The sequence below is a fragment of the uncultured Slackia sp. genome, from assembly GCF_959608125.1.
Lineage (GTDB): Bacteria > Actinomycetota > Coriobacteriia > Coriobacteriales > Eggerthellaceae > Slackia.
In genome coordinates this window covers 1-14,388 of sequence record NZ_CAUHPG010000022.1, presented here as the reverse complement: position 1 = coordinate 14,388, position 14,388 = coordinate 1, and the positions used below count along the sequence as shown (strand labels likewise).

General features: G+C 59.1%; 9 protein-coding genes and 2 tRNA genes. All 11 read left to right on the top strand.

Annotated elements, in window-relative coordinates:
* Nucleotides 1-2 precede the first annotated feature (2 nt).
* A complete protein-coding gene (gene dnaA, locus Q6E04_RS07340; RefSeq protein WP_303250136.1) occupies nucleotides 3-1,685 on the top strand; it encodes a chromosomal replication initiator protein DnaA in 1,683 nt (560 codons plus the stop codon).
* 198 nt (nucleotides 1,686-1,883) lie between these two features.
* On the top strand, nucleotides 1,884-2,981 hold the full coding sequence (gene dnaN, locus Q6E04_RS07335; protein WP_303250135.1) for a DNA polymerase III subunit beta: 1,098 nt from the start codon (nucleotides 1,884-1,886) through the stop codon (nucleotides 2,979-2,981).
* A 10-nt stretch (nucleotides 2,982-2,991) separates the two neighbouring features.
* Nucleotides 2,992-4,131, top strand: coding sequence for a DNA replication/repair protein RecF (locus Q6E04_RS07330; protein ID WP_303250134.1), 1,140 nt, complete (start codon nucleotides 2,992-2,994; stop codon nucleotides 4,129-4,131).
* Entirely contained in the window at nucleotides 4,128-4,661 is a 534-nt protein-coding gene (locus Q6E04_RS07325; protein ID WP_303250133.1) for a DciA family protein, read from the top strand. Before Q6E04_RS07330 ends, Q6E04_RS07325 begins: the two co-directional genes overlap by 4 nt.
* A gap of 257 nt (nucleotides 4,662-4,918) precedes the next feature.
* Complete coding sequence (gyrB, locus tag Q6E04_RS07320) at nucleotides 4,919-6,868, top strand: DNA topoisomerase (ATP-hydrolyzing) subunit B (protein ID WP_303250132.1); 1,950 nt, start codon at nucleotides 4,919-4,921, stop codon at nucleotides 6,866-6,868.
* Between the two features lie 146 nt (nucleotides 6,869-7,014).
* Complete coding sequence (gyrA, locus tag Q6E04_RS07315; protein ID WP_303250131.1) at nucleotides 7,015-9,591, top strand: DNA gyrase subunit A; 2,577 nt, start codon at nucleotides 7,015-7,017, stop codon at nucleotides 9,589-9,591.
* Nucleotides 9,592-9,865: 274 nt separating this feature from the next.
* Nucleotides 9,866-9,942, top strand: a tRNA-Ile gene (locus Q6E04_RS07310).
* A gap of 67 nt (nucleotides 9,943-10,009) precedes the next feature.
* Nucleotides 10,010-10,085, top strand: a tRNA-Ala gene (locus Q6E04_RS07305).
* 195 nt (nucleotides 10,086-10,280) lie between these two features.
* Nucleotides 10,281-10,814 (top strand): J domain-containing protein, encoded by a 534-nt coding sequence (locus Q6E04_RS07300; RefSeq protein WP_303250130.1) that lies wholly within the window; start codon nucleotides 10,281-10,283, stop codon nucleotides 10,812-10,814.
* Nucleotides 10,814-12,625 (top strand): translational GTPase TypA, encoded by a 1,812-nt coding sequence (typA, locus tag Q6E04_RS07295; RefSeq protein WP_303250129.1) that lies wholly within the window; start codon nucleotides 10,814-10,816, stop codon nucleotides 12,623-12,625. The genes Q6E04_RS07300 and typA overlap by 1 nt, the downstream gene beginning before the upstream one ends.
* Before the next feature lie 324 nt (nucleotides 12,626-12,949).
* Nucleotides 12,950-14,206, top strand: a complete 1,257-nt coding sequence (locus tag Q6E04_RS07290) for a peptidylprolyl isomerase (RefSeq protein ID WP_303250128.1) — start codon at nucleotides 12,950-12,952, stop codon at nucleotides 14,204-14,206.
* Nucleotides 14,207-14,388 lie beyond the last annotated feature (182 nt).

Below are 14,388 nucleotides of genomic sequence, written 5' to 3'. Positions count from 1 at the left end.
CGATGGTAGATTCCAGCAATCTTTATGAAACATGGCAGCTCGTCTGCAACCAGGTCAAGGGCTACGACTCCGTCAACCCCGTACAGGTCGACGCCTTCTTCAGCCGCCTGCAGCCGCAGGCCATCTCGGACGGCTTCCTCATCGTGACCGCCGATACCGCCTTCATCAAAAGCCAGGTCGAACGCCGATTCATGACCACCATCCAGCAGGCCCTCAAAGACCTGTTCGGCATCGACTACCTGGTCGAAATCGAAGTCGACCCCATGGGCGATGCTGCGGCAGGCGCCCCCGTTCAGATGGCGGCCCCCGCCGCAGCTCCCGCACCCGCCCCTGCCCCCATGGCTCCCGCTCCCGTGCCGGCGCATCCTTTCGCAGGGGGTGTCGCCGCACCGCAGCAAACCGTCGCCGAAACGCAGCCGTCACCGATTCAGACGCATCACACGGGCACGACTCAGCCCATCCCGCCCGTTCAGACGCAGTCCATGCCGGCCGAGGAAACCGTCGAAGCGACTGATGGTGCAGCATTTCCGATGACCGCTGGCGAAGAGACCGAATTCGTCGAACAAGTCCTCCCCTCGTCGCGCAGCGCCAATGCACGCCATCCGCGCAATGCCGTCAACGACACCGCTCTGCTTGCTTCGGCGCTCACGTTCGAAACCTTCGTCGTCGGCAACTCCAACCGCCTGGCGTACTCCATGGCCGTCGCGGTAGCCGAAGAGCCGGGCAAGAAGAACCTCAACCCGCTGTTCATCTACGGCCGCAGCGGCCTGGGCAAAACCCACCTGCTACGCGCGATCCAGAACTACATCATCGCAACGAATCCGCAGATGAGGGTCGTTTACATCGACTCCTCCGAGTTCTTGTCCGACTACACGGCCGCCGTCGTCGCGCATGACAAGAACAAGGACAGCTATCTGAACTTCCAGAACCGCTACCTCGACGCCGATGTCCTGCTGATTGACGACGTGCAGAAGTTCCAGGGCAAATCCGCCACCGTCGATATCGTGTTCCAGCTGTTCAACAAGCTAACCGACATGGGCAAACAAGTCGTTTTGGCCGCCGACCGCGCACCGAAGACGATCGACATCGACGAACGCTACACGAGCCGCTTCAATTCCGGCGGAACCTGCGACATCCAGCCGCCGGAAGTCGAAACAAAACTGGGCATCATCAAGGGCTTCATCGAAGAGTACCGCTCTTCGGAAAACGCCTACGACCTCTACGTGCCCGAAGATATACAAATGTATATAGCCGAAATCTCAAGCTCCAACGTCCGTGAACTGAAAAGCGCGGTGACCAAAGTTATTTCTCAGATCACGTACTTCAACAACCCGGACATCTCGCTGCCCGACGTGCGCGTGTTGCTTGAGAACCACTTCCTTTCCGGCGGCTCCAAGCGACTCGACGTAGCCAGCATCCAAAAGGAAGTCGAACGCTACTACAAGATCAGCCACGCTGACCTCGTGGGCAAAAAGCGCTCGCGCAACATCGCCTACGCGCGCCAGGTCGCTATGTATCTCTGCCGCCAGATGCTCGATATTCCCTACAACGACATCGGCAAACGTTTCGACCGCGACCACTCCTCCGTCATGTACTCCGTCGGCCAGGTCGAAGAGAAGCTCACCAAGAGCCGAGAGCTCCAGGAAGAGATCGAATTGATCATTAAGAACATTAGGGAAAACTAGGGTAAAACCCGGGGAAGAACGTGGAAAGAAAAATCGGCTCCGAAATCCGGTGGAGATCGGTGGGATCCCGGAAACAAGTATTCAGCCGTCATTTTTCAATGATGACCAGCTGAAATACCGAATTTTCTTCATTTCAACCGTCCTTATTACTACTACTATTCTAATTACTCTACCTTTCTAGGAAGAAGGGATGCCGGCATGAAATTCAACATCAACAAGAGCGAACTGCTCAATGCCCTCACAATCGTCTCCAAGGGAGCCTCGTCGCGCTCCACCTTGCCGGTGCTTTCCGGCGTCTACGTCAAAGCCCAAGGCGGAGGTCTTATCATGCAAACCACCGACCTCGAGCGCTCTGTGCGCTACGACGTCCCCGCCTTGGTTGAAGAGGAAGGCGCTATCGTTATTCCGGAGAAGCTGCTTCTCGACATTGTGAAGCAGCTCCCCGAGGCTGCGGTTTCTTTCGAAACCTTCGAGGGAACCGTTTCCGTCTCCTGTGACCAGTCATCCTTCGTTTTGAAAACGCTTGATGCCGAAGACTTCCCGGAGTTTCCAGCAGTCGACGTCATGAACCGCATCACCGTTCCTTTCGACGACTTCTGCACTATGGTCAAACGCGTCGCGAAAGTCGCTTCCAAAGACCAAAGCCACGCTGTACTCACCGGCGTCCTCATTTCTACGAGCGACACCGGTCTTAAGATGGTCGCGACCGACTCGTATCGCCTTGCCGTATCCGAAATCGATTTCGCCGGCTGTCAGCAGGGTTTCGAAGCCATTGTTCCTGGAACCTTCCTCCAGGAGGTCGCTTCCCTGCCTAAGATCGACGAGACGATCGAAATCGGCCTATCCCAGAACCAAATCGTATTCACCTATCAGAACATGGTGTTCATCAACCGGCGTATCGAAGGCAACTTCCCCAACTACAAGCAGCTCATTCCAAGCTCTTACGTGACCCAAACTTGCTTCTCCACCCAGGACCTCATCACTGCGGTCAAGCGCGTCAGCTTGATCAGCAGCCTGTCCTCTCCGGTGAAATTCGATATCAACGATGCTGCCGGCAACGCGGTTATCAATACCGTTTCTCAGGACGTCGGGTCGGCCGAAGTAGTTCTTGGCTGCGACGTCATCGGCGAAAGCACGCAAATCGCGTTCAACCACCAGTACGTTTTGGACGGCCTGGCTTCCATCCCGACGCAGCAAGTCTATCTGGAGACGCAGTCGCCGCTTAAGCCCGGCATCTTCAAATCCGTGGGCGAGGAAAAATTCCTCTACCTCGTCATGCCGGTGCGTATCGCGTAAGGCGGCGTTGGTGACGCTTCGTCTCGAGGGCATACAATTCCAGGATTTCCGTAGCTACGAGTCGTTTTCGCTCGAAAACCTCGGCGGCTTGACCGTCTTGCTGGGGCCTAACGCCACGGGCAAGACCAACGCTGTCGAGGGGATTCAGCTCATGACCGCATTCGGGTCGTTTCGCAACCCTACCGGCAGGGAACTGATACGCTGGAACGCTTCGCATGCTCGGCTGTCTGCGCACCTGGTTTCGCCCTCGCGCGATTTGACCGTGCAGGCGGAAATCAGGCCGGGGTCGAGGTCGTATTGCCTGAACGGCAAGAAAAAAGCTGTGCACGACTTGCAGGGGTTGCTGCCTTCGGTGGTGTTTTCGCCGGATGACCTGGTGCTAGCGAAAGGAGCCCAGGCAGAGCGCCGTGCGGCGCTCGACTTGCTGGGGTGTCAGCTTTCCCGCAACCATAGGGTGATCAAGCGCGATTTCGAGCGCCTAGTGAAGCATAAGAATGCCCTGTTGAAAGACGAATCGCCGGCGTTGCTCGTCGAAAGCGTCAACGATATGCTCGCCCCTGCGGCTGTGCAGCTGTACCTGTATCGTGCGGCGCTCGTTTCGAAACTTTTCTCCCACATGGCCGATGCCTATGCCGCGATGGCGGGCGGCGCCGAACGCATCGATGCTTCGTACGTGCCGTCGTGGGAATCGGACGAGGTGCGAGCCGCCGCGCAGGCGGCCCCGATGGCGTTTTCGTACACGAAGGAAGAGGCGCGCGCCGCGCTCGATGCCGCGTTGCGCTCCCGCGCCGCCGAAGAGCGCGTGCGGAAAAGGTCGGTAGTGGGCCCCCATCATGACAGGCTTGAATTCTTTATCGACGGTCGCAACGCGTCGGCGTTCGCGTCGCAGGGCCAGCAGCGCTCCCTCGTGCTTGCGTGGAAGATGGCCGAAGTTGCGTTGATGAGAGAGATGACCGGGACGTCGCCCGTTCTTCTGCTCGACGATGTGATGAGCGAACTCGACGTGCGCCGTCGTCGCGCGCTGGTCGGTCTTCTTGCCGATGACACCCAGACCTTCATCACCGCCACCGACTCGTCGTGCTTCGACGGAGATTTGCTGGACACGGCATCCGTGATCGACCTTGGAGGGCAGAACGCATGGCTTCGATGACGTCGTTTTCGTCGGCTTTGCAGAAAACGCTGCGATCGACCGCAGCGACAAGTGAGCTTGCTGCCAAGGCGGCGCGGGCGAATAAGGTGAAGCAGATGTGGCGCGACGTCATGGAGCCGATGTTTCTGGACCACACCAATGCGGTCTACATCGTCAACGAGCATGGCGCGAAGGTCCTTATCGTCTATGTCGACGACAGTCTGTTCGCCGCCGAACTCGATGCACGACGCGAGTTGATCAGGCTCAAGCTGCTCGAGCGCTATGGCGAGGACATCGCCGATTTCCGTATTCTCGTCTCGCGCGGCAAGTACAAGAAAAACTATCCGTTTCGCGCGCAGGAGGACGCCCCCTTTTGTGCAAAGCGCGTCCAGCGTGCTCCCTTGTCCGCTGAGAGGCGCGCGGAGCTCGAGGCTCAATGTTCTGCCATCGAGGACGAACGCCTGCGAGAGGCGCTGCTAAGGGCCATGATTTCCGATATGGAATTAAAATCGGGGATGGAAAAGGAAAAACGCGATAAACCCCTCTTGTAGGCGGTATGAAGCATCGCTAACGGCACGTTCGAAGGGCGTATCAAACGCCCTTTTGTGATACTATGAACAGGTTGTCGGAAAGTCATTTCATCCCAGCTTCAAACGATTTGGCGACGCTTCGGCCTCCTCTTTCGCGCGAGGTCGGGCGATCGGTTCGCGCGGATTGCCAGGATCGCCTGGGTGCATCCTGGTCTTCGGCGCCGCTTGCTTCCGGCAGCGTGTCAACCCATCAGACGAACTTGAAAAGGAGTAGGCACGTGGCACAGAAGAATCCCGGCCATTACGATGGCTCGGACATCCAGGTGCTCGAGGGCCTCGAAGCGGTCCGCAAGCGCCCCGGTATGTACATCGGTTCCACCGGTCCGCGCGGTCTGCATCATCTGGTCTACGAGGTCGTCGACAACTCGGTCGACGAGGCTTTGGCCGGCTACTGCACGAAGATCGACGTGGCCATCCATGAAGACAATTCCATCACGGTCGTCGACAACGGCCGCGGTATTCCTATCGACAAGCACCCGAAAGAGAAGATTCCCACGGTCGAGGTCGTTCTGACGATCCTTCATGCCGGCGGTAAATTCGGCGGCGAAGGCTATAAGGTGTCGGGCGGCTTGCACGGCGTCGGCGTATCCTGCGTCAACGCGCTTTCGACGCGCCTTGAGGTCGAGGTCAAGCGAGACGGCGGCGTGTATGCCATCGCGTTCGAGCGTGGTAAGACGGTCGAGAAGCTTCACCGTATCGGCGATGCAGAGGGCACGGGTACCAAGACGACGTTCTGGCCTGACCCCGAGGTGTTCACCGAGACGCTGGTCTACGATTACGACACCCTTGCCACCCGTTTCCGCGAAATGGCGTTTTTGAACAAGGGCCTTCATATCGAGCTGACCGACGAGCGCGTGCTCGACGCCGACGGCAAGCCGAAAAGCGATACGTTCCAGTACGCCGGCGGCATTGTCGACTTCGTGAAATACCTCAACGAGGGCAAAGAGACGCTCAATAAGCCGATCTACTTCGAAGCCGAAAGCGATGACGGCACGGTCGAGGTTGCCATGCAGTGGTCGAGCAGCTACTCGTCGAGCGGCGTGCTTGCCTTCGCCAACAACATCAACACGCACGAGGGCGGTACGCATCTCGACGGCTTCAAGAACGCTTTGACGCGCACCATCAACGATTACGCGCGTTCGCACGGTATCTTGAAGGAAAAGGACAACAACCTTTCGGGCGACGATACGCGCGAGGGCTTGGCCGCTGTCGTGAGCGTGAAGCTGCACGACCCTCAGTTCGAGGGTCAGACCAAGACCAAGCTCGGCAACACCGAGATTCGCGGTCTGGTGCAGGGCGCGGTGACCAAGGGCCTCGCAGAGTTCCTGGAAGAAAACCCCGCCCCCGCCAAGCGTATCATCGGCAAGGCGACGCAAGCGCTCAAGGCTCGCGAGGCCGCACGCAAGGCTCGCGAGATGACGCGCCGCAAGGGCGTGCTCGACAGCTTCAGCATGCCGGGCAAGCTGGCCGACTGTTCCAGCAAAGACCCTTCGCTCTCCGAAATCTTCATCGTCGAGGGCGACTCGGCAGGCGGCTCCGCGAAGCAGGCGCGCGATCGTAAGTACCAGGCCATCTTGCCGCTGCGCGGCAAGATCCTCAACGTCGAACGCGCCGGCCTCAACCGCGCCCTGTCGAGCGACACCATCTCGAGCCTGATCACGGCGGTCGGCACGAACATCGGCGACGACTACAACGGCGACGCCGCGCGCTACCACCGCATCATCATCATGACCGATGCCGACGTCGACGGTGCGCACATCCGCTGTCTGCTGCTGACGTTCTTCTACCGCTACATGCCGGACCTGATCAACCGCGGCTACATCTACATCGCGCAGCCGCCGCTGTACGGCCTGAAGAAGAAGAATTCGAAAACGGGCAAAATCTTGAAGTATCTCTTCAATGATGAAGCGAAAGACCAGCTCATGGAGGAACTCGGCGCCGAAGCCGAGAAGTACGACATGCAGCGCTACAAAGGTCTGGGCGAGATGGACCCCGAGCAGCTGTGGGAAACCACCATGGACCCCGAGAGCCGCACGCTTCTGCAGGTGAGCATCGAAGATGCCGCCGCTGCAGAGTTGGCCGTGTCCGAGCTCATGGGCGACCAGGTCGAGCCGCGTAAGGAATTCATCCAGAAACACGCTCGCGACGTGCGCTTCCTGGACATCTAGACTCGCCGGGCGGGTCGGACATCGGCGCTTCGGGTGCCCGCCTCGCCTTTTCCGCGGCGCTTCGACAAGCGCTTGTTTCACGTGAAACATCGCATGTTTCGCGTTTTGATTGACGAACCTACGACTTCTACTTTGGAGGAAGAATCGTGGCTGAACAGAACTTCGACGATATCGATTCCGGCGCCTCCGGGATCAAATCCGCCGAGCTTGGCAAGGAGATGCGCACGTCGTTTCTCGAGTATTCGATGAGCGTCATCATGTCGCGCGCCCTTCCTGATGTGCGCGACGGCCTCAAGCCCGTGCACCGCCGCATCCTGTACGCAATGCACGACAGCGGCATCACGCCTTCCCGTCCGCACAGCAAGTCTGCGCGTACGGTCGGCGACGTTATCGGCAAATATCACCCGCATGGCGACTTCGCCGTGTACGACACCATGGTCCGCCTGGCCCAGGACTTCTCCATGCGCGTCCCCCTGGTCGACGGTCACGGCAACTTTGGCAGCATCGACGGCGACTCCGCCGCCGCCATGCGTTACACCGAGGCTCGACTGGCAAAGCCCGCAATGGAGCTTCTGCGCGATCTCGAGAAGGAAACGGTCGACTGGCGCCCGAACTACGACGAGAGCCTGCAGGAGCCCGAGGTGCTTCCCGCGCGCTTCCCGAACCTGCTCGTCAACGGCAGCAACGGCATCGCTGTCGGCATGGCGACGAACATCCCGCCTCATAATCTGGGCGAGACGATCGACGCCACGTGCATGATGCTCGACAATCCCGACGTCACCACCGAGGAGCTCATGAAGGTGCTCCCCGGTCCCGACTTTCCTACCGGCGGCATCATCATGGGCCGCAAGGGCATCGTCGACGCATATGAGACCGGCCGCGGCAGCCTGACAATTCGTGCCAAGCACAAGATCGTCGAGGGCAAGAACGGCAAGAGCTCCATCGTCATCACCGAGATTCCCTATCAGGTGAACCGTACCAACCTGATGACCAAGCTGGGCGAGCTCATTCGCGAGAAGAAACTCCCCGAGATCTCGAACGTGCACGACGGCGCCGACCGCAACAGCCCTGTCGACATCATCATCGAGTTGAAGCAGAACGCCATTCCCCAGGTCGTGCTCAACAAGCTGTATAAGCACACCCAGCTGCAAGTCGGCTGGGGCGTGAACATGCTTGCTCTGGTCGACGGCGTGCCCCACACGCTTTCGCTCAAGGAGATGCTGTTCCACTACATCAAGCACCAGGAAGACATTATCGTCCGCCGTACGCGCTTCGATTTGCGCAAGGCGGAGGAGCGCGCCCATATTCTGGAAGGCCTGTTGGTCGCGCTCGACCATATCGACGAGGTCATCGCCATCATCCGCGGGTCTCAGACCGACAAAGAGGCGTCTGCGAAGTTGATGGAGCGCTTCTCTCTTTCCGAGGCCCAGACGGCTGCGATTCTCGAGATGCGTCTACGCCGCCTGACCGGCCTGGAGCGCCACAAGCTCGAGGACGAGTTGAACGAGCTGCGTGAGAAAATCGCTTACTACAAGCAGATTCTGTCCGACGAGACGCTCGTGCGCCAGGTCATCAAGGAAGAGCTGCAGGAGGTCAAGAACAAGTTCAACACCCCGCGTCGCACCCGTCTGGCCGCCGAGGCGAAGGAGCTCGACGTCGAAGACCTGATCGCCGAAGAGGACATGGTCGTCACGGTCACCAAGGCCGGTTACGTCAAGCGCCTTCCCGTCGCCACGTACCGCCAGCAGAAGCGCGGCGGCAAGGGCATGCAGGGAGTGAATCTCAAGGACAACGACTTCGTCGAGCATCTGTTCGTGGCGTCGACGCATAGCTATATGCTGTTTTTCTCCACGGCCGGCAAGGTGTATCGCCTGAAAGTCTACGAGCTTCCCGAGGCGAGCCGCCACGCGCGCGGTACGGCCATCGTGAACCTGCTGCCGCTTTCCAAGGGCGAGACCATTTCGGCCATCATTGCCACGAAGGACTTCCCCGAGGACGAGTTCCTCATGTTCGGCACCGAACAGGGCATGGTGAAGAAGACCTCCATGAGCCTGTACGACCGCACGCGCCGCGACGGTCTGATCGCCATCAACTTGAAGGACGGCGACAGCCTGATCGCCGTGCGCCGCGTGAAGCGGGGCGAGAAAGTCATGATGGTGTCGAGCGCCGGCAAGGCCATCATGTGGGACGAGTCCGAGGCCCGCGCCATGGGTCGCGACACCATGGGCGTGCGCGGCATGACGGTGCCTGCGGGCGTGAAGGTATTGGGCATGGAGGTGGCCAAGCCCGACACGGAGCTGTTCGTCATCACCGAGAAGGGCTATGGCAAGAGGACGCCGGTCGGCGAGTATCCTGAGCACCATCGCGGCGGCCAGGGCGTCTTCACCATCACGATGACTGCCAAGAAGGGCTTGCTGACCGCCATGAAGGTCGTGAAGCCCTCGAGCGAGCTCATGATCATCTCCGAGGAAGGCGTCGTGATCCGTACGCCCGTCGAGGATGTGAGTCAGCTCGGCCGCTCGACTCAGGGCGTGCGCGTCATGAACGTTGCCGACGATGATAAGGTGACCGCTGTGGCTATCGCCACCGATTCGACGAAGAGGCGCCAGAAAAAGGCCGCCGAACCTGCCGAGGGCGATCCCAACCAGGCGTCGTTGATCGACGTGGCGTCGAATGCCGCCGACGAAGACGATGACGAGCTGTCGGCCGCCGAAAGGGATTAGCCCCCGTTTCGCGACTGTTGTCGTAGCGTCGGGCTGCGAAGAGGATTCTTTCGAAGGCCGGCTCCGGGACTTCCGGGGCCGGCCTTCTATATGTTGCGGAGGGCCAGGGTGCCGCTTTGCGACGAGGAAAGCGGCGCTTCGAGCGAGGCGATCGATTCGGTGTTCGAAGTTTCACCAGGTCAGGAGAGACTTCGAGTGAAGTTGAAAAAAAATTTAAAATTGTTCTTGCCAAACTGTACAAGTCTGTTTTATTATAGCGAAGCACTTTCGTTGCGGGCCTGTAGCTCAGGTGGTTAGAGCGCACGCCTGATAAGCGTGAGGTCACAAGTTCGAGTCTTGTCAGGCCCACCATCCGTAATGAATAAACGCTCCACCGTGAGCCACGAGCCGGTGGAGCGTTTATTGTGAGTGTCATTTCGGGGCTTTAGCTCAGCTGGGAGAGCGCGGGCTTTGCAAGCCTGAGGTCAGGGGTTCGATCCCCCTAAGCTCCACCATGAATGTCATGCAGGTTCACTTGAGCCTGCATTTTTTTTATTTTCTATCCCCTTTTCCCACGGGCGTCGATTCCGTTCGTCTCGCCTATTTGTCGCCTCTCCGGGCTTTTCCCGCAGAACCATCGCGTTACCTCGGACGATGTTATAATGGCCCGTCGCAAAAAAGCGAAAGGCGAAAGAAACGAAGGGAGCGGCGTGAATCGCATCGAAGCGCTTAATATTCTCGGCCTCGACGATGACGCTACGGCCCAAGACATCAAAACCGCCTACAAAGAATGCGTGCAGATCTTCCACCCCGACCGTTTTGCGGGTAATAAAAAGCTTCAGGAACGCGCGACCGAGCAATTCAAGCGCCTTCAGGATGCTTACGAATTCCTCAGATCGGGCCGCGGGTCGAAAGAGGCGTCCGGTTCTGCCCGGTCGTCTCGGTCGGTTTCCTACGCGGAAGCCCAGCTTGCCGGTCTGGCCGCCGCCAGGACGCAGCTCGTTGCCCAGCGTGACGCCTTGTGCGACGAACGCCGCAACGCCGTCATTATGATGGCCGTCGGCGCCGTGGGGGCCATCCTCGGAAGGCGCGTCATCTGGATCGCAGGCATCGCGGGCGCGCTTATCGTCTGGGGAATCGTTTCGGTGATCGCGGCGTGTCAGAACATCTCCACTATCAACGATCACCTCAAAGAGATAGACATGCAGAAACGCCAACTTGAACAAGATTGGGAAGAAGACTGATGAAGCAAGAAAACATCCGTAACGTAGCCATCATCGCGCACGTCGACCATGGCAAGACCACGATGGTCGACCGCCTGCTGTTCGCCGCGAACGTGTTCCGCAGCAACCAGCAGGTCGAGGAGCGTGTGCTCGACAGCAACGATCAGGAGCGCGAGCGCGGCATCACCATCCTGTCGAAGAATATCTCGGTCCAGTACAAAGACACGAAGATCAACGTCATCGACACCCCCGGCCACGCCGATTTCGGCGGCGAGGTCGAGCGCGTGCTCAACATGGCCGACGGCGCCCTGTTGATCGTCGATGCCTACGAGGGTCCCAAGCCGCAGACCCGCTTCGTGCTCTCGCATGCTCTCGAGCTCGGTCTGCGCATCGTCGTGGTCGTGAACAAAATCGACCGCCCCAATGCCGATCCGCATGCCGCCGTCGACAAGGTGTTCGACCTCATGGTCGAACTCGGCGCCAGCGACGAGCAGCTCGACTTCCCTGTGGTGTACGCTTCGGCCGTCAACGGCTATGCCCGCTTCGACCCCGAAGACGACAACATGGACATGATTCCGCTGCTCGACACCATCCTGAAAGAGATCCCCGCCCCCGAGGTCGAAATCGATGCTCCTGTGGCGCTGCAGGTCTGTACGATCGACCATAGCAGCTATGAGGGTCGCATCGGCATCGGCCGCCTGCATAGCGGCGTCATGCACGAGAAAGAGCTCGTGCTGGTGAAGAAAGCCGACGGCTCCGAATACAACGCCCAGGTCCGCAAGGTGTATACCTTCGAGAATCTCGGCAAGAACGAGGTTACCGAGGCCCAGGCCGGCGACATCATCGCCGTTATCGGCATCGAGGACGCCGATATCGGAGACATCATCACCGATCGCGAGAATCCGGTCGAGCTCGCCCCCATTGCCGTCGAGGAACCCACCATGGCCGTCGTGTTCGAGGCTTCCACGAGCCCGATCGTCGGTCGCGAGGGCGATATCGTCGGCGCTCGTCAGTTGAAGGAACGCCTTATGCGCGAGAAGGAGAGCAACATCTCTATGCGCATCGAGGAGACCGAGGATCACTCCGGCGTCCGCGTCGCAGGCCGCGGCGTCTTGCATCTGTCCGTCCTCATGGAGACCATGCGCCGCGAGGGCTTCGAGTTCCAGGTCGGTCGTCCCCAGGTCGTCTACAAGGTCGACGAGAACGGCAACAAGCTCGAGCCGATCGAGGAAGCTACCGTCGACGTTCCCAATGACTATGCGGGCAAGGTCATCGAGGTTCTGGGCACCGCGGGCGGCATCATGGAGGATATGGTTACCGACGAAATCGCCACGCACCTCACCTTCCGCATTCCCTCGCGCGGTACTATGGGACTGAAGACTCGCGTGCTTAACGTGAGCCACGGCGAGGCCATCCTGTTCCACCACTTCCGCGAGTACGGCCCCTACTCCGGCGAGATGACCGGCCGTAAGAACGGCGGCATGATCGCCATGAGCACCGGCAAGGCCGTCGCGTACGCGCTTGACACGCTGCAGGAGCGCGGTCGTCTGTTCGTCGGCCCTGGCGACGAATGCTACGAGGGCATGATCGTCGGCGAAAGCGCCAAGGAAGGCGACATGGTGGTCAATGTCGAGAAGGCGAAGTCCCTGGGCAACCAGCGTTCCTCGTCGGCCGATAAGGCGATCCAGCTCACGCCTCCGATCACCTTCACTCTTGAAGAGGCGCTCGAGTACATCGAGGACGACGAGCTTGTCGAGGTGACGCCGCAGAGCATCCGCCTGCGCAAGCGCCTGCTTTCCGCCGTCGATCGCCGCAAGGCAAACAAGAAATAAGGCGCGCAAAGCGTCGAAAGACAGCCGCTGTATGCGGCGGAAGAATCGGGTCCAAGGCTCTGCTTTCGGGCCCGATTTTCATTTCATGTCGGAAAAGCCGAGCGATTTGTGGCCGATGGCCGTCCCGTGCTTCGCCAAAAAGGGTGAAAAAAAGCGGGTGGCTTGGCCGAATGAGTATGTCCTATACTCCTTTTCGAGTAAAAAGCGCGGTCGTTATGGGTGTATTGTGGACGCTTCTTCGCCTTTCGGGGCGTGTGGCACAATACCCATCGCTATACCGAAGGAGGGTTCTCCTTGGCATTATTGTTTCGAGAGGTGTGACTGATGAAAACTTCTGGCTTGTTGAAGGCTGCGTGCGTCGCCGCTTTGACGGTTACGTGCGGTCTCGGCCTCGTGGCGTGCTCGGGCGAATCGAACGATTCTTCGGGTGCCGACATCAATGACGTTTCCGGCGGCGTTGCCGCAACGGTGAACGGAACCGAACTCGGCGAGAAGGCGATTACCGCCTATGTCGATAGCTTCCGTTCTTCCAACGGTTTAACGGAAGATTCCGACTGGGCCCAGTGGATGGTCGACAACGGCCTCGATGCGACCGCCGTCCGCGAGGAAGTCATCGACTACTACGTGAGCCAGGAGCTCATTCGCCAGGCTGCTGAAGAAAACGGCGTCGTAGTCGACGATGCCCAGGTGGACGAGCAGATTTCTACCATGCGCGGCTACTATTCTTCTGATGAAGAATGGAAGAACGCCCTTCAGGCCGTCGGCGTGACCGAGGACCGCTATCGCGACATGATCAAGCTGAACCTCATCGAAACGGGCCTCATGGACAAGGTAGCTACGGTCGAAGAGCCCACCGAGGAGGAGATGCTGCAGTACGCTCAGATGTATGCATCCGCATACGATGGCGCTAAGAAGTCCAGCCATATCCTGTTCGCCTCCGAGGACCAGGCTACTGCCCAGGAGGTCCTCGACAAGATCAACGCCGGCGAGCTTGATTTCGCCGAAGCTGCGACTCAGTACTCCACCGACGAGGGCTCCAAGGAAGACGGCGGCAACGTGGGCTGGGACAAGCTGACCACTTTTGTCGAGGAGTATCAGACCGCCCTCGACGGCCTTGAGAAAGACCAGGTGAGCGGTCTTGTCACCACGAATTACGGTATTCATATCATCAAGTGCACCGATGTATTCACCGCTCCTGAAGAAGTGACCTCCATGGACCAGATTCCTGCCGAGTTCACCGATAGCATCAAGAAGTCGATCGAGTCCTCGAGCAGGAGCCAGGCGTACTCCGACTGGTATGCCGGTTATAAGGAAAGCGCCGAAATCGTCATCAACGACATGCCGGCCGATGTTTCCTACAACGTCGACACCACAGGCGTGACTCCGAGCACCTCTGAAGACGTGGCTGCCCCAGGCGTCCCTGGCGGCTCGTCGACTGACGATGCCGCTACCGAATCGGCCGACCAGACGGATCAGGCCGATGGCGAGCAGACTGCCGAGGAGCAGGCTGAGAACACGGAAGAGTCCGCCGCGGATTCCGCTCAGGCCCCCGAGACCGACGGAACCACCACCGCTCGCTAAGCCCGTTTGCAACGACTGAATAAGACCGCCCTTGGCGGTCTTATTTATTTTCAAATAAGTCTGGTAATTTTTCTCGCTTTTGCTATACTTTATTGCCGCTGCATGAGATATGCAGGCAACCGAATATGGAGAGATGTCCGAGCTGGCCGAAGGAGCACGATTGGAAATCGTGTATGCGCCAA

Bases quoted from the DNA above. Each gene is read 5' to 3' on its own strand.
- dnaA (WP_303250136.1), top strand. From the start codon at position 3: ATGGTAGATTCCAGCAATCTTTATGAAACATGGCAGCTCGTCTGCAAC.
- dnaN (WP_303250135.1), top strand. From the start codon at position 1,884: ATGAAATTCAACATCAACAAGAGCGAACTGCTCAATGCCCTCACAATC.
- Q6E04_RS07325 (WP_303250133.1), top strand. From the start codon at position 4,128: ATGACGTCGTTTTCGTCGGCTTTGCAGAAAACGCTGCGATCGACCGCA.
- typA (WP_303250129.1), top strand. From the start codon at position 10,814: ATGAAGCAAGAAAACATCCGTAACGTAGCCATCATCGCGCACGTCGAC.
- Q6E04_RS07290 (WP_303250128.1), top strand. From the start codon at position 12,950: ATGAAAACTTCTGGCTTGTTGAAGGCTGCGTGCGTCGCCGCTTTGACG.